Annotated in this window: 22 protein-coding genes; all 22 read right to left on the bottom strand. The window is 70.7% G+C overall.

Annotation, left to right across the window (positions count from 1 at the left end):
* Nucleotides 1-263: 263 nt before the first annotated feature.
* The 22 genes from K1J57_RS07495 to K1J57_RS07390 all read right to left on the bottom strand — a co-directional run bounded on the left by K1J57_RS07495 (nt 264) and on the right by K1J57_RS07390 (nt 17,899).
* Nucleotides 264-659 carry a hypothetical protein gene (locus tag K1J57_RS07495; protein ID WP_220563730.1) on the bottom strand — a complete coding sequence of 132 codons (396 nt, stop codon included), beginning with the start codon at nt 657-659 and terminating at the stop codon, nt 264-266.
* Nucleotides 656-1,549, bottom strand: a complete 894-nt coding sequence (locus K1J57_RS07490) for a DNA methyltransferase (RefSeq protein WP_255646890.1) — start codon at nt 1,547-1,549, stop codon at nt 656-658. The genes K1J57_RS07495 and K1J57_RS07490 overlap by 4 nt, the downstream gene beginning before the upstream one ends.
* Nucleotides 1,550-1,596: 47 nt before the next feature.
* Nucleotides 1,597-2,352 (bottom strand): hypothetical protein, encoded by a 756-nt coding sequence (locus K1J57_RS07485; protein ID WP_255646889.1) that lies wholly within the window; start codon nt 2,350-2,352, stop codon nt 1,597-1,599.
* A gap of 154 nt (nt 2,353-2,506) precedes the next feature.
* Nucleotides 2,507-2,860 (bottom strand): hypothetical protein, encoded by a 354-nt coding sequence (locus K1J57_RS07480; protein WP_220563728.1) that lies wholly within the window; start codon nt 2,858-2,860, stop codon nt 2,507-2,509.
* 83 nt (nt 2,861-2,943) lie between these two features.
* Entirely contained in the window at nt 2,944-3,606 is a 663-nt protein-coding gene (locus K1J57_RS07475) for a helix-turn-helix transcriptional regulator (RefSeq protein WP_220563727.1), read from the bottom strand.
* 76 nt (nt 3,607-3,682) lie between these two features.
* Nucleotides 3,683-4,300, bottom strand: a complete 618-nt coding sequence (locus tag K1J57_RS07470) for a hypothetical protein (RefSeq protein ID WP_220563726.1) — start codon at nt 4,298-4,300, stop codon at nt 3,683-3,685.
* Nucleotides 4,301-4,399: 99 nt separating this feature from the next.
* Nucleotides 4,400-5,074, bottom strand: coding sequence for a hypothetical protein (locus tag K1J57_RS07465; RefSeq protein WP_220563725.1), 675 nt, complete (start codon nt 5,072-5,074; stop codon nt 4,400-4,402).
* Nucleotides 5,075-5,178: 104 nt separating this feature from the next.
* On the bottom strand, nt 5,179-5,793 hold the full coding sequence (locus tag K1J57_RS07460) for a hypothetical protein (protein ID WP_220563724.1): 615 nt from the start codon (nt 5,791-5,793) through the stop codon (nt 5,179-5,181).
* Between the two features lie 111 nt (nt 5,794-5,904).
* Entirely contained in the window at nt 5,905-6,513 is a 609-nt protein-coding gene (locus K1J57_RS07455; protein ID WP_220563723.1) for a hypothetical protein, read from the bottom strand.
* Nucleotides 6,514-7,500: 987 nt separating this feature from the next.
* Nucleotides 7,501-9,966: an OmpA family protein gene (locus K1J57_RS07450; protein WP_220563722.1), complete on the bottom strand. Its 2,466-nt coding sequence runs from the start codon at nt 9,964-9,966 to the stop codon at nt 7,501-7,503.
* 44 nt (nt 9,967-10,010) lie between these two features.
* Nucleotides 10,011-10,430, bottom strand: a complete 420-nt coding sequence (locus tag K1J57_RS07445; protein ID WP_255646886.1) for a pilus assembly protein TadG-related protein — start codon at nt 10,428-10,430, stop codon at nt 10,011-10,013.
* The gene (locus K1J57_RS07440) at nt 10,427-10,852 is read right to left on the bottom strand and encodes a TadE/TadG family type IV pilus assembly protein (RefSeq protein WP_255646884.1); all 426 of its coding nucleotides are present in this window, start codon (nt 10,850-10,852) and stop codon (nt 10,427-10,429) included. Before K1J57_RS07440 ends, K1J57_RS07445 begins: the two co-directional genes overlap by 4 nt.
* Nucleotides 10,852-11,217, bottom strand: a complete 366-nt coding sequence (locus K1J57_RS07435) for a TadE/TadG family type IV pilus assembly protein (RefSeq protein WP_220563721.1) — start codon at nt 11,215-11,217, stop codon at nt 10,852-10,854. The genes K1J57_RS07440 and K1J57_RS07435 overlap by 1 nt, the downstream gene beginning before the upstream one ends.
* A gap of 38 nt (nt 11,218-11,255) precedes the next feature.
* Nucleotides 11,256-11,462, bottom strand: a complete 207-nt coding sequence (locus K1J57_RS07430; RefSeq protein ID WP_220565939.1) for a hypothetical protein — start codon at nt 11,460-11,462, stop codon at nt 11,256-11,258.
* 12 nt (nt 11,463-11,474) lie between these two features.
* Nucleotides 11,475-12,356: a hypothetical protein gene (locus K1J57_RS33375; protein WP_255646883.1), complete on the bottom strand. Its 882-nt coding sequence runs from the start codon at nt 12,354-12,356 to the stop codon at nt 11,475-11,477.
* Nucleotides 12,353-13,231 carry a type II secretion system F family protein gene (locus K1J57_RS07420; RefSeq protein ID WP_220563720.1) on the bottom strand — a complete coding sequence of 293 codons (879 nt, stop codon included), beginning with the start codon at nt 13,229-13,231 and terminating at the stop codon, nt 12,353-12,355. The genes K1J57_RS33375 and K1J57_RS07420 overlap by 4 nt, the downstream gene beginning before the upstream one ends.
* Nucleotides 13,231-14,529, bottom strand: coding sequence for a CpaF family protein (locus K1J57_RS07415; RefSeq protein WP_220563719.1), 1,299 nt, complete (start codon nt 14,527-14,529; stop codon nt 13,231-13,233). The genes K1J57_RS07420 and K1J57_RS07415 overlap by 1 nt, the downstream gene beginning before the upstream one ends.
* Nucleotides 14,526-15,413 carry a hypothetical protein gene (locus K1J57_RS07410; protein ID WP_220563718.1) on the bottom strand — a complete coding sequence of 296 codons (888 nt, stop codon included), beginning with the start codon at nt 15,411-15,413 and terminating at the stop codon, nt 14,526-14,528. The genes K1J57_RS07415 and K1J57_RS07410 overlap by 4 nt, the downstream gene beginning before the upstream one ends.
* Entirely contained in the window at nt 15,410-16,021 is a 612-nt protein-coding gene (locus tag K1J57_RS07405) for an SAF domain-containing protein (RefSeq protein WP_220563717.1), read from the bottom strand. Before K1J57_RS07405 ends, K1J57_RS07410 begins: the two co-directional genes overlap by 4 nt.
* 126 nt (nt 16,022-16,147) lie before the next feature.
* Nucleotides 16,148-16,741 (bottom strand): hypothetical protein, encoded by a 594-nt coding sequence (locus K1J57_RS07400; protein WP_220563716.1) that lies wholly within the window; start codon nt 16,739-16,741, stop codon nt 16,148-16,150.
* A gap of 209 nt (nt 16,742-16,950) precedes the next feature.
* The gene (locus K1J57_RS07395) at nt 16,951-17,322 is read right to left on the bottom strand and encodes a hypothetical protein (protein WP_220563715.1); all 372 of its coding nucleotides are present in this window, start codon (nt 17,320-17,322) and stop codon (nt 16,951-16,953) included.
* 379 nt (nt 17,323-17,701) lie between these two features.
* Nucleotides 17,702-17,899, bottom strand: coding sequence for a hypothetical protein (locus tag K1J57_RS07390; RefSeq protein WP_220563714.1), 198 nt, complete (start codon nt 17,897-17,899; stop codon nt 17,702-17,704).
* Nucleotides 17,900-18,462 lie beyond the last annotated feature (563 nt).

Below are 18,462 nucleotides of genomic sequence, written 5' to 3'. Positions count from 1 at the left end.
CGCGGCCCCGCCGATCGCGGGGCACCACGTATCCACGCTCGACCTCGGCGAGCATTGCAAGCGGATCATCGAAAAATCCCAACGGATGTCTCCTCCACCTCCCCACCTGGGCCGATACCGGGCCCGATGCCGCTTGCGGGCCTGTGCGGCCGCTGCGGCCCTGAACACCCCCGGACGGCCCCCGTGGGCCCTGTCCGGGGGCGTGGGGCCGTGTGGGGCACCACAGCGCCCCACACGGCCCCGACCGCCCTACCCGGCCGGTATCAGTCGGGTCGGACGTGCCCGGTGTACGTGGCCCAGGCCCGGTGGGCGGCCCTGACCCGCTCAGGGATGGCGACCGCCCGGTACCGGGCCGCCCCGTGCTGGTGTTCGACCATGTAGTGGTCGCCCTCCCACGCCGGGATCCGCTTCAACAGGGCCCCCACGTGGGCGACCTCGGCGAAGGCGTCGGTGTCGGTGGTGGTGTGCGGGAAATAGGTGATGTCCAGCGTCGTGTACTGGCTGACAGGCAGGTCCGGGTTCTCAGCCAGGAAGTCCGCCAAGGCTCGCAGGTCGGCGATGATCCGGGAACGCAACGCGGGTCCGGCGGTGTCGGTGAACGGCATGCTGGTCTTTCCCGTCTCGGGCTCGGAGGTCTGGTCGGGGTCCGGGGTGTTCACGCGGCACGCACCTCCCGCTCCTTGTTCTTCTGCGTGCTCGGGTTGGTGAACACCAAGGCGTCCTCGTGCTGGACCACGTGCACCGGTACTCCGCCCTTGCGGAGCCTGCGCACCTCGACAAGCTGGAAGAACGAGGTCCGTCCCACCACCTCGCCGTCGCGGACCGCGCACAGCAGGGCGGCGCACCGGTCGATCTGCACCAGCCCCGCCTCCTGGCACGCTTGGGTGATCTGTCCGGGGAAGTCGATGAGCTTCCCGTCCTTGCGGAAGGGGCGAGTGGTCACCACCACGACCCCATCGGGCGCGAGCAGGTCCCGGCAGGCCGCCATGATCCGGGCGAACGAGTCCGCGAGCGCTTGCGGCCGTTGGTAGGCGAGGTTGGCGGCGCGCCGGTCGCGGTCCCGGGAGTAGGTGTAGGCGGTCTTCTCCACCGTGTCCGCGCCGTCGCGACGGGAACGGACCTGGCCGTGGGTCATCGACCCGTACGGCGGGGAGGTGATTACCAGCCGCACCCGCCCTGCGAGCGCGGTCTTGGCCAGGCGTGCGGCGATCTCGGCGGCGTCGCCGGTGTGCACCTCGCCTGACCCGGTCGCGCCCTGCACTGCGGCGGTCTCCAGGTTCAGCCGGGCGATGGACGCCCACTTGGGCTCCAGCTCGATCCCGACCGCCCGGCGGTCCTGGTGGGCGGCTTCGACCAGGGTGGTGCCTATCCCGCACATAGGGTCCAGCACCACATCACCGGGACGGGTGTAGGTGGCGATGGCGTGTGCGGCGATGGCCGGAAGCATGCGCGCGGGGTGCTCCAGGGATAGGCGCGAGTACCGGTTGCCCCTTTGGCGGGCGGCCTGCTGTTGGCCGGTCTCCCACACCGACCTTCCCGACGTGGACACGCGCGGAGCCGAGGATGAGACGGAACCCTCGTTGTTCTCGTGGTGCATCAGGCCGCCACCTCCCCGGAGCGGCCGGCGTCGGGGCGGTGCGCCGACCTGCGCAGCCGGAACACGCTGATGTTCAGGTGCGCGGGCGAGGTGACGGTCACCGCGGCCTCGGCCACCGACGGCGGCAACCCCACCTCCTCCACCTCGGGGTCGTTCTCCCACCAGCCCAAACCGGAGTCGTCGTCCTGGCCACGGACGGGGACGGTGGTCCCGAGCCCGCCCTGGCAGATCGGCGCGGTCAGCGCGATGACGTGCTGGAGGTAGACCAGGTTCGCGCAGGCAGCGGCGCGTACCACCGCCGGGGCCGGGTCGATCAGGGCCCCGGTCCGGGTGTGGTCCAGGCCGGTGATCACGGCGACGATTCCGCCGGGGCGGGTCACGGTCGCGGCGAACAGCAACCGCGCCCGTACCGACGCTCCTTCGGGCCGGACCCGTTCGGAGGGGGCGGGTACGTGCAGGACAGCGAGGTCGGCCCATCCCACCTTCTCCGAGCTCTCCTCGCCCGGTTCTTCGTTGTTGCCGGTCGTGGTGGGTGTGGCGGCGCGCCCAATCTGAAGGGCCGCGCTGGCGACGGTCAGCGTGCCGGTCAGGTCCGCGACCGCCTGTCCGGAGCGGGTGTACTCGACCACCAACCGGTCGGCCAACCGGGTAGGAACGAGGCGCTGCTCGGTGTCGTGGTCATGGGTGCCGCAGGACCACACCGCCAGCGGCGGCCTGCCCGGGGTGTCGGGCCACGAGGTCGGCTTCTCTCCCAAAGGGTCCCTCCTCCTTCTTTGTTGTGACGCCCTTGAGGAAGTCGGCCAGGGGTGGGGATGCGACACCTCGCGGGAAAGAAAGCTGAAGCCCCGGGACCCGCACCAGCACGAGGCTGGTGCGGGTCCCGGGGCTTCACCCGGTCGTCGGTAGAGGTCAGGTGCGCCGGTGTTCGATCCGGCAGGGGCAGCCCGCCTGCTGCACGAGGCTGCGCAGGATCAGCGGCATCGGGAGGGCGATGATGGCGGCGAGCCGGTCCAGGGGCAGGCCGTGGCAGCAGCGGCCGGTGGTGCGGTCGTGGGCGGTCAGGTGGTGTCCGCAGTGGCCGCACAGGGTGCCGGGTCCGCGCTCGGAGTGGTGGACCATGCCGGGCCAGTCACCTTGCACGTAGTAGCGGTCCAGGAGCCGGGCGGTGCGCGCCACCGTTCCGGCGAGGGTGACCAGGACGCACGCTCCGGCCAGGAACAGGGCGGTTCCCCATCCGGGGCAGGGGTCCCAGTAGGGGTTCATGATGAACACTTCTCATACCTCCCAGGGGTATTAGCGAGATGGGGGTGCGGGCTGGTTCGGGCCCGCACCCCCGGGGTGGCGGGTCAGCTGCCGGTCTTGGCCGAGCGGTAGCGACGGGGCTTGTCGCCGGTCTGCGCCGCGCGCCCCTCCTTGGCCAGGCGGGCGAGGTTGTTCTGGATCGCGCCGATGGACCGCCCGCCCAGGAGGTGGCTGATCTCGGTGGCGGTGAACTCCTCCTCGGGGGAGGTGTCCAGGAGGGCCTTGACCATCACCTTGAGTTCTCCGGGTGCGAGCCGGGGAGACCCGCTGACCGGGTTGGGCGCGCCGACCTCGATGAACACCGCCTCCGAGGTGGCGGGTTCGGCGGTCGCCGCCTTGCGGGGCAGGTCGCCGTTACCCGGAGCGGGACTGTCCTTCTCCGCTTTCGTCTGGGAGGGGGCCGGGTCCTCCGGGGACGAGGTGGCCGGGGCGGACTTGGCGGTCTCCTGCGGGGAGGCGGGCGCCGGTGCGGGGGCGGCGTGCCAGGTGTCGGGCAGCCGCTTGTTCCCCTCGCGCCCGCCCTGGGTGCGCACCGCCTTCTTCTCCTTCCCCAGCGTGTTGAGGTGCTTGGACAGGGTGGAGGTGCCCAGCCCGGTCTCCTCCGCCAGCGCGGAGACCGTGACGGGGCCGGAGGTGTGGGTGAGGGCGGCCAGGATCAGGGCGCGGGTGTGCTCGGCAGACCGGTGCGGAGCAGCGGTGGTGGTCATGGTGAACGTGTTCCTTTCTGCGGGTTCGGGTTGGTCGCCCGGGGCCGCCCCGCCCCTCGCGGGGCGGCCCCGGGGGTCAGGCGCGGGTGTCCGGGGCCGAACGGGCCTGGTCCTTCAGAAGCCGGGTGAACCGGGGATCTGGGGTGTCGTAGGTGAGCGTTTCGGTCCAGGTGGTCAGGTGCCGGTCCTGGTAGTGCAGGTCCACGGTCACGTCGAGGTCCTCAGGGCGGCGCCGGGCGCTGCGCAGGGCGAGGGTGAACCTTCGGTCGTTGCGCCAGGTGAGGAGGTCGGTGACGTAGCGGGTCTCGTCCTCGCCGGTCTTGTACCGGGGGCGCCGGTCCATGTACCAGCCGAGCGTGTTGAGGTGCTGTCGGAGCTTTTTGTGCAGGCGGCAGGTGTGCAGGTTCTGGCCGATCCACCGGGTCGTCTCGTCGCGGGCGTGGTCGGTGAGCGCGGCGGCGATCTCCTCCAGGTCCCCGCGGTAGTGGACCAGGTCCGAGACGAGGTCGCCGTGGCCGTAGACGACCACGGTGGGGCGCCGCCAGTCCTCGTGCCGGGAGTGGGTCACCGCATAGTCGGCCTCGCGGTAGGCGACCCTGATCAACCCTCCCGGTCCCCGGGCAGCTAGGTCGTCGAGCAGGTCCACCGTGATCTCCGCGTCGGAGAACCTGTCATAGGGCGGGGTGAAAGCCATGGGATGCGTCCTTTCGGGCATGCCGAGCCGAGACTCGGCGCTACGGGGGTGCCGGGTGTCGGGGCCGTCCCGCCCCTGTGCGGGGCGGCCCCGGGGGTGTCAGGTGCGGGTGCGGCGCAGGTAGGCCTGGATCGCCTCGCTCACCCGGTGGGCGTGGTGCGCGGCGGTGAACTGGTTGCGCATCCGAGCGGGCCACCCACTCACGTGCCGTCCCCGGTCGGTGATCCTGATCAGGGAGAGCGCTCCGGTCGTCTCGTCCACCGGGCTGGTGACCGTGACCGTGATGCTGGGTGCGGCCCGGTAGGCGTACCGGTCGGTGACCGTCCGCCGTGTGGCGGTCGGGCCGCCGGGGCGCAGGCGCTTGTCCCGGTAGTGCGGGACGGCGGTCAGGTCGAGGTCGTAGCGGCGCAGGTGATGGCGCATGCGGGTGACGACATAGCCGGTGGCGGCGATGTTGTCGAGCTGGTCGTCCATGCAGTCGATGGCGGTGCAGTCCACCGCCGCGACCAACTCCTCCCAGGCCCGCTCCCCGTAGTCCCAGCGGAACGCGCGCAGGTCCCAGGTCAGGTCGTGGTGGCCGTACACGATGAAGTGGGTGCGGTTCTGGTCCGGGGCCAGGGTCTGGGCGTGGGTGACCCGGTAGTCCTGCCGGAACAGGTCGGCGATGATCACGCCGCCGGGTCCGATCCTGTCCAGGGCGCGCAGCATCCCCGAGGTGATGCGGGCGTGGGTGAACCAGTCGGAGATCGTCACGTCGGGTTCCTCGTCGTACACGGAATGTCCCTTTCTGTGGGCGCGCCGAACACCGGGCACGGCGCGGGTAACGGGTCGGGTGGTGGGGCCGCCCCGCCCCTCGCAAGGGCGGCCCTGGTGGGCGGTCAGTCGCGCAGGTCCAGGTGCAGACGGGCCCGCTCCCCGGCCAGACCGGCGAACCGGGGCACGCCGCTGGTGCGGGTGATGCGCTCGGACCAGCCGGTCACGTGGCGGCCTGCGCAGTACAGGTCCAGGACCGCCAGGAGGCTGTGCGATTGGCGCTGGACGGTGCACAGGGTGACGGCGACCCTGCGGTCCTCGCGCCAGGTGAAGGTGTCGTCGGTGCGCAGCCCGCCGTCCTCGGTGGTGCTGAACTGGGGCCGGGCGTTGAGGTGCAGGCCGTGCCGGTGCAGGTCCTCGCGCACCCGCCACACCAGGGAGGTCGCCCACCGGGTGCGGTCGACCCAGCCCGGGAGGTCGGCGCGTGCCGTCCGGGTCAGTGCGGCGGCGGCCCCGGTCAGGTCGCGGTGGCGCAGGGCCAGGTCCAGGCACAGGTCGCCGTACCCGTAGATGAAGATCCGGCGCCGGTTCCAGTCCAGGTGCTCGGCGCGGGCGACGGCGTACCCGCTGCTGTCGGCATCGGGGACGATCACGGCGCCAGGGCCCGTTCCGGCCAGGGCGAGCAGGTCCTCAGACGTGACCTCGGCGGCCAGGAGACGGGTCAGGTTCAGATCGATCACGAGAATGCGGTTCCTTTTCGGGCATGCCGAACACAGGCTCGGCAGTGGTTCGGGAAGAAGGGGGCCGCCCCCGCCCCTCGCAAGGGGCGGCCCCGGTGACGCGGTAGGTGGCTACAGGTCCAGGTCCAGGGCGCCGTCGACCGCGGCGGCGATCAGCCGGTGGACCTTGTGGGCCTTGAAGGTGCCCGCGGCGCTGACCGTCAGGTCCGCGACCGGCCGGGGGACCTCGCCCGGGGCGCACACGGTGATCCGGGTCGCCTCCAGGTAGCCGAAGGTGACCGTGACGCACGCGGTGATGCCGGTGTGGGTGCGCCGGTAGTAGTCCGTCATCCGCGGCAGTCCCCCGGCCTCGATCTCGAAGGTCGGGGCGGCATCCAGATAGACCCGGGCTCCGATCAGCGCCTCGCGCAGCCCCTGCACCTGGAGGTTCATCGCGCGGATGCCGGGCCAGTCGGTGAGCTGGTCGTTGGCGATGTCGGTCAGGTCCCGGGCGAGTTCCTCATCGGTGGCCGGTCGTCCCTGCTCCTTGAGGTCCCGGGCCAGGTGCTTCAGCCCGCTGCGGCCCGTGATGATCATGTGAGAGGGGGCCGGGGCCTTGTCGCCGCTGACCGCGTGGACCCAGGAGGTCGCCTCGTCCCAGACCAGGCAACCGGCGGTTCCCTGGTCGTGCAGCTTGTCGATGTTGGCGGGGGTGACGGTGATCCCTGTCTTGTAAGGCATACTCGTGCTCACAGCACACTCCACTTCGTTGGTTGTGTGGGAACCGCGCCCGTCATCGGGCTCCACACCTTGCGGCGGGCGCGGTCGTTGTAGGTGGGGCCGGTCGGAAGATGACCGTCTTCCGGCCGGCCGCATCACTCGACCGGGGGCGCCCGGTCGCCACTCTGTTCTTCTGCGCGGTGTGCGCATGTATTCACGGGAATTTCCCCCTTTCCATTCCGTCGTTCCGTTTTCTGCGGTCCGAGGTTCGCTTGGGTATCTCGGGTTTGTCAACTCGCCCCGTGAACCTTTTTCCGCACCCCCGGGAAACGGTTCCGTTCTCCGGGGCGGACCCTAGGTGACCTTGGGTGGCGCGGGTTTGTCAACTCGTGCTGCGGAAAACTTTTCCCGCCCGCCCCGGGGGCCGTGTTCCGCCCTGGTGGCACGCCAATAGCACCTTGGGTTCAGCGGGGTTGTCAACCCGCGGCGCGAGATTTCTCGCGAGAATCTTTCCCGCCCGCATGCCAGAGGAAGGAACCACGCGCGCGTGAGGGAGTAAATTTCACGTTCGCGATTTTTCTGGATGATCACCATTTCCATGATCTGATCAATGATGGATGATCATGAAAGCGGTCATAAATGTGTCCTGCTGTTGTTTTTGTGGTGATGGAGAGTGGTGCTGTCAGTAGGGATGGGGATGGGGGAGGGGGAAGCAGGTCGGCAGGAGAGGAGGGGTGACCGCCCGGCCGGTCGGGGCGCGGAGGAGGGGGCGCCGCCCGCCCTACGTGAAGAGGAACTACCCACTTGGGTATGTGTCTGGATAGCGAAGGGCCCACCCAGGGCGGCTTTGACCTGCACTGATAACGCCAACAGGGTGGGCCGCTCTAATGGGCCAGGTCACGGGCGGAGTCACAGGCCCATGGTGGGGCCCAGTCACAAGCGGAGTCACAGGCGGAGTCACAGGCCCGCCCCGTTTTCGGGCGTGGGCGGGCCGCCTCGCAAGGTCCCTCAGCCGGTGAGGTCCCTGAAGAGATCCTGGGAGATCGCGTCAGGCCGGGCTCCGAAGTGGGACAGGATTTCCTTCATTTCTCGGAAGGAGCGGTGCACCATCTCTTTCCGTCCCATTTGCGAGTACTGGATCATCTTCTCCCGGTGGAGCACCTCGTTCATCGGGTCGACGTGCAGGGCAAGATCGATCAGAGAAACCTTTTCCTCTGCATCCTTGGTTCCCTTGATAAGCCTCGTGCAGGTGTCGGAGAACTCCATTTGCAGGCGGCGCCGGTATCTTCCCAGCCACTCCTCGTCGCTGTCCGAAAGGAGATCCGACTTGTAGAGCCCTATGGCCTCCTTGAGTGCCCGAGTGCTCGCGCCATCCTCTTCCTTGGAGGCTTCCTTGCGCAACTTCCAAAACCGATGCACATCGACGTCGAACAACCCGTCCTGAAGTCGGTAGAATCCGCCCTCCTTCTCAATGACAGGCGCTTCGCTACTCAAATCCAAGGCTTTGCGTACCGTGTTGCGCAGGCTGGTGACCGCGTTGGATCGGAGACGGCGAGCCCGCTCGACATCCGTATCCGGTGCCAGGCAACCAAGCAGCTCTTGGTCGGAGATCCCCTTCACCCCACCCTTCAACGCCAGCACCGCCAGCAGGGCGAGGCTGCTGGAGCGGAACCCCTGGACGGCTTGACCGTCCACCTCGCATACGAGATGGGGGGAGAGCAGCCGAACCTGTACACGTTCCGGCGAAGTCTGCTCTGCCTCCCCGCCAGGGTGTGCCGGGGCCGGTCCGTTCACAGCCTCCGCCGTGTCCCCCTTCGGGAGGTCGGTCTCGGCCGGTTCTTCACCGGAAGAGGTGCCCCGGGCGGAGAGCCGTGGCCGATCGGAGATCTCCCGGTGAATCGGTGCGGTCATCGACACCCGGTCCGGGCTCTGGAATTCCAGGACGACACCGGCCCCGGTTCCACCGAGCACGCACACGACCCCGCCGGAGGAACCGGCCGGCCGGGGGGACTCCCTGGCGGTGAAGTCCTGGTCGGTGCATACGACCAGCGGGGCTTGTCGGCCTTCAACCGCCTCTGTGGACCTCTCCCCGCTCAAGCCTTCTCGCGCCGTGTGCAACATGAGGATGTCGACCTCGATCAGCGCTTCGTGTGCGCTTTCGACCTTCTGGACCCCGGTTGGCACGGCATCCGGTCCGCCCAAAGCGGTTAGCGCCGACTCGGTCGCGATCACCGGGCCGGGGAGGTGATCGGTGACCATGGCCCGCAGCGCGGCCTCGGCGTGAAGTCCTGTCAAGCCGACCCCCTCATTGCCCCGGACACGTGTCTCCTCGGCCACCAGGACGAAGCCGTCCACGTCGACGACCCCCCGTGCGACCCCTTCCGGATCACGGCGCACCAGATCATCGTCGGGCTCAGGAGGGGGCGCGTCACCGGCGCTCGGAATGCTTCCTTCTCTCTCATCGGTGCCACTCGGCGAATGGCGATGCCGCAGTGCGCCCTTATGCCTTCCCGCCGCGTATCCCACGCCCAACCCCGCAGCTCCGGCGGCCGCACCGATCAGAACCGGATGGGCCGCGGCGGCCGTCTCCTCGGAGGCCACCACCTCCACCTGGACCGTCTCTCCCCGGTCCTCGGGCGAAGAGCGCTGCTCCTGCGTGTCGGCAGAGGGAGCAGAGACAGGATCGGGTGCCGGGCGCAGGGTGTAGGCGATCTCCACACGCCGGTACCTCTCGTAGGAGACACCTGCCTCCTCGGGCGGGCGGTCCTCGCCTGCTCCTTGAACCTCGAACCGCACGTCGTCCCTACCGGTGCGCTCTTTGAGGTGGTCGACCACCACCTGCGCCCGCCGTTCGGACAGGTCCTGGTTGTAGACCGGGTCGCCCGTGGGGTCGGTGTGGCCGGTCACGACCACCGGAGCATCCGGGTCGCCGAGCTCGGAGATCATCTCCACCGTGGCGGCCAACGACTCCCGCATCTGCGGGGTGAGCTCGGCCGAGTCGAACCCGAAGTGGCTGAGCGTCCGGACCCGGTGGATCCGCTCATCCCCCGCCTGTTCCCCGCCCCGGCCGGACATGGCCTCCTGCGGGCCTGCTTCCTCCTCACCCGCCACGAAGGTCGTGGTGTCCGCCCAAGAAGCCGTCGTCGTGGTGGCAGCGGTCGCACCCCCGGCGGAGAGCACCCACACCAGCCGGATCAGTCCCACGCGCGGGACCAGGCCGCGCAGCACGGCGACGACGTCCAGGACCACGATCACCAGGTGCGCGGCCCACACCGCCCACAGGGCCACGACCGCAGCGGTGATCACGGCCGCTGACGGAAGAGTTCCGCCGCGCAGGTACTGCATCAGCCATGTCCACGACATCTCCGTCCGCTGCGGGGGCCAGCCCAGAACGGACGCCAGCAGGGGAGGCCCTACCAGCATGAGCACGGTGGCCAGGGCTTCAGCGGCGATCGACCACGGGCTGCGCGACATGTCGTCCTTCCTGATTGTTCATGACGGGCTTTCGGGTGATCGGCTCACCCGTTACTGACGACGGTCGCGGTCGCTTCGGCCTCGATCTCCCAGGGGCCGAGGGGGAGGAGGACCGGGGTGTACGAGGTGCGGGCAAGGACCGTGACGCCGTCCTCGGTGACGGTGACCAGGCCTTCCGCGTCCACCGCCCGCAACTGCCGGGCCGCCGCCTTCCGGGCTCCGGCCTCGTCCAGTACGGGAGCGTTCCGGGCGAGCGTTTCGCCTTCGTCCAGCCGGTGGGTCGCGGCCCGTGCCGCCTCGCGCGCCGCTCCCATCAGTTCGGTTCTTACGGTGAGCATGTGCCCGGCCTCCCACACCAGGGCGAAGACGACCATGAGCACGGGAACGAGCAGCAGGAGGAACACCGAGGCGTGCCCGTCGTCCCGGCGGACCCATCGGCACCCGCGGGTTCGGGGGTCCTTCACGGCAGCGCCTCCCGGTGCGGGTCCACCGGCGAGACCGCCTCGGACCGGACCACTCGGCTTCCACCCCACCCGCCGAGGTCCACCACGGTCACGGTGCAGGACACCCGCACCCCCACCGAGCCCGCCGGTGCGAAATCCGACGTGTCCACTGCGGTCGAGAACGGCTCGCACACCACGCCCCGGTCCCGGAGTTCTCGGGCGGCAGCACGGCGTGCCCCCTCAGGGGCGGCTGCCGCACTGTTCTGCAATGACGCCGTCCGGGCCGCCGTGTAGGCGGCCTCCTGCACGATCAGTGATGCCGACACCTGCCGTCCCGCGATGACCATCAGCAGCAGCGCTGCCACCAGGACCGGTGCGAGCAACAGCAGTTCCACCGAGGCACTGCCCCGGTCGTCCGCCCGCTTCGACTCTGAGGAGGGCATCACGGCACCAGGCGTTCCACCGGGCCGGTGATCTCCGAGGACACCGGCACACCCACACCCGGGACCAGGCTCACGGCTCGCCCGCTGACCCGCACCTGCGCCGCCTCCGGCCGCCGTTCCACCTCCACCTCGGTGCCCTGGAGAATCCCGCCGCCCAGCTGCTCCTCGGCCCGGGCCGCCTGCTCCCGGGCCTGGTGCACCGTCCCGTCGAACGATCGGGCGGCGGCCAGCGCCTGCGCGGCGATGACCTGGGCGCGGTGCTGCGCATGGGCCCACAGCCCCACCTGCACCACCGCCAGGACCATCACGAAGACCAGGGGGAGGACGAACAGGGGCTCGGCGCTTCCGCGATCGTCCCCGCCCACCGGCCTCCACCGCTGTCCCAGTGGCCCCTGGACGGGCCTCACCGCGTCACGCCCAGGTCGATGGACTCCGCCGCCGTGGTGAACTCGGTGACGAGAATGCCTCCGACGACCGTGGCGATGGCGATTGCCACCATGATCGTGAGCAGCCACTCGGTGCTGGCCGACCCCCGGTCGTCGGCCACATGCTGCCTTGACGCGACCCACGTACGTATCCGCCGGTGGGCACGGCAGACCAGCTCTTCCATACCGACTCCTCCTCAGAATCCCGCCATCACGTGGGTGAGGGCGATGAAGCAGACCAGGACCAGGAACCCCGCCACCAGGCCCATGGTGGGCAGCGCCATGCGCTCGGTCGCCGCATGTGCGTCGGCCTCCGCCTCGGCCGCCTGCCGGATCCGCAGCGACGCCGCCTTGGCGGCCAGGGAATCCCGCGTACGCGCCCCGGAGCCGCCCAGCCGCAGCGAGGCCGCCAGCTCTTCCAGTTCCCGCACCCCGGCCTGGGCCCCCAGCCCGGCCAGGCCCTCCCACTGGGGCTGGTGGCGCATCTCGCTGGCCCGGACGGCCAGGCGTATCCGCTGCGGGTTCTTGCCCCGCGCGCGGTCGAGCGCCCCGTTCAGGGCCCCGACGGGGCCCAGCCCCGAGGCGAGGCCCATCGCCGTCAGATCGGCCAGGACCGCGGTGGCGGCCCGAAGCTCGGCGCGGCACTCGGCCGCCCGGCCACGGGCCGCCAGATCCGGACTGAGGAAGCACCCCGCCCCCACCAGGAGGGCGAGCCCCCAGCCCACCGGTGCGGACGGCATGACGAGAGGGCCGAAAACGGCGACCAGACCGCCGACCACGATCGCCGCCCCGATGGCCGTTGCCTTCTCCGCCCGGTAGTCCTCCACCGGAATGTCGGCCGCGGCCAGGGCCCGCCGCATCCCCGGCCCGGGAAGGCCGACACGGGCCAGCACCCGCCGCACCGGGGCACCGAACCGGTACGCCCATCCGGCGTCGGCGCTGGTGGCCTCCTGCGGCCTGTGGGCCGGAACCACAGGGCTGAGCCGTTCGACCAGGCTGAGACGTCGCGACCCGTAGGCCGCCATCCACAGACCGGCACCGACCAGGCCACCGGCCGCGGCGAGCAGACCCGCACTCATCGCCCACCCCCGTCGGCAGTCACCAGGGTGAACGGGCGCACAACGGCAGGAGGTGCCGCCAGGCGGGCCATCCACGCGAACGAGGCGGCCCAGATCGCACCGGTGAGAGCGAGCACCAGCTGCCCTATCGGCGTCCCCAGGGGTTCGAGGACCGCCGGTTGGAACACGGCCGTGCCCACGACCATGAGCAGGGTCGCCCCGGCGATGATCCGCACCGAGGACCGGACGCGCGCCCGGGAGGCCGACACCCGCGCCACGGTGACGGCCCGCTCCCGCGCCGTCTTCGCCAGCCGCGACAGCGCTCCGGCCACATCGCCGCCGTACTGCGAAGCGCCCATGGCCAGGGTGATCGACACCAGGTCGGCCAGATCGCAGTCCACCTCGTGGGCGAACTCCGCGGCCGCCCGCTCCACCGGCTGCCCGGAACGCAGCCGAGCCTCGAAGGCCCGCACCTGCTTTCCGATGACCGCCGGAGCCGCCGGAACCGTCGCGGCCACGGCCTGGTGCAGACCGGCCGCCCCGGTCAGCATGTCCCGGAGCTGCTCGGCCCAGGTCGCCAGGGCTTCAGCCAGGTCGGCCTGCCGCCGGGCTTCGGTGTCCGCCCCGAGCAGGGACGGCAACCACCAGCCGGCCGCCGCCGCGAGCACGGCCCCCACCGGCCACCCGGTCACCAGCCCGATCACCACCCCGGCGGCCGCCGCCGCGGCCACGCGCACGCACAGCTCCCGTGAGATCCCGACCGAAGGGAGAAGCCGCCGAACAGGTGTCGAGGAACCCCCGGTGACCAGGCCGCGCACCGCGCAGAGGACACCCGCCCCGATCAGACCGCCGCCAACGGCGAGAACACCGGTCTCCCAGTCCCACCAGAGCGGCATCACACCCACCCCCGCACCGCGTACCCGGCCCGCATCAGCCGTCGCGCCACCTCACCGCTGGGCGGGCAGACCACCTCTCCGGTCGCCTGGTCGGCGTCGCGCAGGTACAGCTCGTCGGAGATCACCTGCTCGCCCTCCACCCCGACGACCTGGCGGATGCTCGCGACCACACGGTCCCCCGACGGCGCAGTGTCCAGGTGCACCACCAGGTGGAGGGCGGACGCAACCAGGGCGGCGGTCGCCGAGGGGTTCAACCGCTCGGCGGACTGGGCGCAGTAGGCCGCCAGCTTCGTGAACACCTGGCGGGACCCGGAGGCGTGGATGGTCGACATCGAGCCGTCGGTGCCCATGGACATGGCGTTGAGCAGGGCCAGGGTCTCCGGCCCCCGCGTCTCCCCGACGATCACCCGGTCCGGGCACATCCGCAGCGCGGCGCGCACCAGCTCGGCGAGGCTGACCTCGCCGACCCCCTCGATGTTGGCGGGCCGCCCCTGGAGGGCCATGACGTTCGCGTTCGTGCCCAGCCGGTGCAGCCCCAGTTCCAGGGAGTCCTCGATGGTGATGATGCGCTGGGCGTCGACCGTGCCGAGCAGGGCGCGCAGGAGCGTGGTCTTGCCCGCGTTGGTGGCTCCGCTGATGAGGATGTTCAACCGGGCCCGTACGGCGGCGACGAGCAGGTCGCGGGCGGCCTGGTCGACGGTCCCGGCCCTGGCCAGGTCCCCCAGCCGCAGAAAGCCGTCGCGGTGCAGGCGGATCGTCACCGAGGGACGGGTGGCGATCCCCGGCATGATCGCCGACAGGCGCTCCCCTCCGGGCAGCTCCATCGACAGGATCGGGGCGGACAGGTCGAAGCGGCGTTCCCCGCCCAGAGCCCGGGCGGCCGCACGGCGCACCAGCGCGACCAGGTCGTCGTCGGTCTCGACCACCGGAGGCCGCTCCTCACGGCGTCCTGCGCCGAAGTCGACGATCACCGGTTCGCTGCCGGTGATGTGGATGTTCTCCACCCCCGGTTCGGTGAGCAGCTCCTCCACCGCACCCAAGCCCAGGACGTGGTCGGTGATGAGCTTGCGCAGGCGGCCCTCCTGCTCGGGGGACCAGCCGCCGCCCCGGGTCACCGCCTTTTGCGCCTCGTCCTCCAGGACCTCGTCCACCAGGCGCGCGACCGTGTCGGGGGTCTCGCCCAGTTCGGGGAACGCCGAGAGCCGTTCGGTGATCTGCGCGGCCAACACGAGCGCGTGCGCGCGGAGCTCATCGGACCGGGAGGACGCGGGCACCAGGTGGGGAACGGTCGCCGTCATGCCGCACCCGCCTTCGCCAGCTCCGGCCCCAGGGTGTCCAGACCGACCCCGGAGAAGTCGTCGCACAGCTCGGCCAGGCCCTTGGCCGCCTTGATCAGTGGCATCCACTCCAAGCCGTCGGGATCGCGCCGGTGTGCGGACCAGGCCGCCCACCGGTCCCGCCACCGGACGGGCGGGCGGTGTTCCCCGCGTACCAGGGCGGCTCCCACCGGGTCATGGGGGATCCGCGCCCACACCGGCAGGTCGGCGGAGAACCGCGACACCTCGGCGTCGGGGTGCGGGCAGTTCCCGGTCACCACCAGGCCCACCCGGGTGCCGTCCTCGCGGAGCGAGGCCAGGACCGGGGCGCAGGACCGCAGGCGGGCCGCCTGCCCAATGTCGCCGGGAGCGGTCACCACCAGGACGAGATCGGCGTGACGCAGCAGGGCGGCTCCGGCAGACCCCGGTACGGCCCGGCCCACATCCACCACCGTGGCCCGCCCCGAGGCGAGCAGCGCCGGGTTCTGCGCCAGCACGGCCACCGCGTGCCCCGCCTCCAACGGGTCACCCGGGGCCGCCACGACCCGCAGGCCCCCGGGAACCTCCACCGCGAACCGGGCCGGCGCAGGGTTCGCCTGCTCCTCGCCGGAGAAGACATCGAGCGGACCCTGCACCGTTTCCTCCCGTGGGACGAGTGCCGGAGTGCGGGAAGCCGCGGCCAGCGCGACCAGGCCCGTCCGCGGCGCGCCCTCCAGACCGTGCCAGGCAGCGATGTCGCCCCCGGAGGCGTCCGCCTCCACGATCACCGGCACGGTCACCGGGCTCGCGGGCCAGCACGCGGCCAGAGCCACGGCCAGGCTCGTCACTCCCGGGGCTCCGCTGAGAGAGCAGACAGCGACGATCATTCGGCTTCCTCCTCGCCGGTCAGGGCGTCCTGTCGATTCACCAGGACCACATGGGCCGCTTCACCGGCCAGGGACCGGGACAGGGCTGCGGCTTGATCCCTCGGCACCAGCACCTCCACCACGTGCCCGCCGGTACCGAATCCGTCGTCGTGCGAGGCGACGTGGTGCACCAGCCCGGTGATGACTTGGGCTCCCGAATCATCGCTGTGCACGGACGGGATCACGTCGACGGTCGTGCCTGCGGTCAGACCGCGCGGCACCGTGGCCACGGGAACGGCCACGAGGGAACTCCCGGGCTCGGGCCAGGCGGCCTCCTCAGCGAGGGCCCCTTCGACCAGCGGCGTCCCGGCGGAGACCGGCTGCGCCAGCACCATGCCGGTGACATCCTCGGTGGACAGCAGGTGCAGGCCCTCGGCGGGAACGGTCTCCACCGTGGTCACGTCCTGGGCGGTGAGCACATGGCCCGCGGGCAGGTCGGCCCCCGCCACGGCGACCTGGACGGTGTCCTCACCAGCCCACCCGGCCCAGGCTCCCAACCCGATCCCGGAGGCGACCATGAGCACCGCCGCCGCTCCCCACTTCCACCGACGGCGGGATGTGGCGGCCAACCGCACGGACTCCCACTCCTGTTGGCCTCCTTCGGAGTATTTCCGATTTTCCCGGTCTTTTTGCTTAGGATTAGCGAGCGCGACCATCGCGCATCCTCCCTCTCGTTCTTCGTCGTATCCGCTGGATCAGCGGCTGTCGGTGACCACCGAGTGCAGTTCCGCCACCGACACCGGAACCGAGGAGGCGGTGACCAGATCGGCTAGCTCCCCGCTCTGCCCGTCCGAGGCCGACCAGGACACCGTCCACTCCCACGACGCCACCAGGTCGACCGGAACCCCTGGGCCGGTCGGCGGAACGGACGTGTAGGTGTACGAGCAGTCCGAAGCTCCGTTCCGCCGGTGCGCGGAAACGGAGAAGGGGGTGCCGGGGCCCGGACACACCACCTCGCCCCCGTCACCGGTCGCCCACACCACACGGTGCGGGGCGGCCACCACGGTCACGGCCCCGGTGCTCACCGACGCCGACACCGACACCGGCTCCCAGTCGGCGGCGTCGATCCACAACCAGGACGGCAGGTTCACGAACCGGGGCTTGCCGGGGGCCGGAGCGGTGCCGATGTCCGGAACCGGTGGGGCGAGCCTTGCCCGCGCCTGCTCCGCCAGAACCCGCGGCTCGAAGACCGGTGCCGTGTGGGTGGACGCGGACCGCTCGCACTCGGCCGTGCCGCCAGCGGGAGCGAGGGCGTTGCCGTCAGAGCCGGAGAACTCGACATCAGGCATGACACAGGGCGGCGGAGCAGTCGTCGTGGCCGCACCCCGTGGAGTGCTCCCACCGGGGTTGCTCGGAGGCTCCCCGGGGGCTCGGGCGATCACGTCGCAGCCCGAAGCGGAGCAGGAGGTGTGGTGGGAGAAGTTTCCTCCCTCGGCCCATGCCGGCGGGCACAGCAGGAGAAGGGCCGCGATCGTCGGTGCGGCACCGATGCCTGTCCTCAGCATCCGTCGATCTCACCGAGCCACAGCTCGCCGACCTTCCACTCACCCTCCTGCTCGGTGACCGTCGCGACGAACAGCCGTGTGCTCCGCTCCCCGGCGGACGTGGACTCGTAGCCCTCCATGACCCAGTCGGTCTCGTCCACACAGTCCTCAACGACCACCCGGGGCGGGTCTTGTCGAAGGTCGACCTCCGCCGCCTGCGGCGTCAGTACGGGCTCGCCCGTGGCGACGGAATCGTGGCCCGCCAGCATGTCCCTGGTCAGCTGCAGGGCCTGGCCGTCGGCGAACCGCTCCAGGTCGGGGTGATCGTCGGCCCCTTCCAGGGAGGCGTCGACCAGGGCCCGCATCATGCCGAGGTAGGCGTCCACGGCACGCTCCTCCTCGGGCCGCTGGGAAGGGGAAGGCAGAGCACTGGGAAGGGTGCGTGGGACTTCGGCCGACGAGGTGTCCCCGCCGGGTGCGGAACACCCGGTGCCCAGCACCGCCATCAGGGCGAACACACTCACTCCAGACCTGCTGCGCACACTCCACCACCGATTCCGTTCTCAGGACCGACTCCGCACCGCTCTTTCGAAGAGTGACAGTAGCCACACTCAATGTGACCGACAATCGGTTTGTGGATACTCAGAGTGACGAAAATTGTGGAGAATAACACGCCTGGTAGATGTCGCACGCTCTACCTGCGAAAACGCCGAAAACACGAAGGAGGGGCACCGCTCGGCGGTGTCCCTCCTCGGTCGGGATTGCTCACGCGAACGCCGGTTGCCCGACTCCCCACAGGCGTATGAGGTCCGCCAACTCCCGCCACTCGTCATCGGCCGGGGGTTCCGGTGCGAGGCCGCCCGGTGCATCGACGAGGAGGTCCCCCGTGTGGCTCTGCTGCTGTTTCCGCTGTTCGTGCGCGACGAGGTAGGGGCGAACCGCGGCCATACCGTCGTCGTCCACGCACCCCCCGGTGGAGAACGGTTCCTGCGTCGGGGGCGTGGGGCGCGCCGACTCGCGCTCACGGAATTCAGCCCTGCTGCCCTGGCGGGTTTCCGCAGAGAGCAGGCCTTGTCGCGGGGTGTCCGTGCGGCGGAAGGTGCGATACTCCGGCGGCCGCACGGGAGAAGCAGAAGCCGCCCTCCCTGCTGCGGGTCCGGGGGTGGGGGCAGGGGTCTTCCAGAAGGCGCTCCACGTTGCCTCGATCAGGTGTCGGAGGTGTGAAAGCGGCCGCTGTCGCCTGCGGTGCCTGCCCGTACGATGGGTCATGGTTCTCTCTCCTGCTGTCTCAGGTGGGAGGCCGTGCCTCGGGCGGCGTTGGAGCGCCGCCCGAGGCGGTTTCTCTTCCGGGTGTTCGGATGCCAGGCGCACACGGGTGTCATTGGCCCCGGATGTGGAAGTCCGGGGCTGCGCTTCCCTTGGGTGCTCCTTCGTCTCCCGGTGTCGAACTGGTCGTTATCGGGCGTTGGTGGAGGTTTCGTGGTCCAGCGGGCGGACCTCCCCGTTTCCCGTTCGCGCGCGGTGGC

It is taken from the genome of Nocardiopsis sp. MT53 (assembly GCF_019598965.1).
Classification (GTDB): Bacteria; Actinomycetota; Actinomycetes; order Streptosporangiales; family Streptosporangiaceae; genus Nocardiopsis; species Nocardiopsis changdeensis.
Note: the sequence above shows the minus strand (reverse complement) of the source record. Positions and strands in the feature narration are given on the sequence as shown.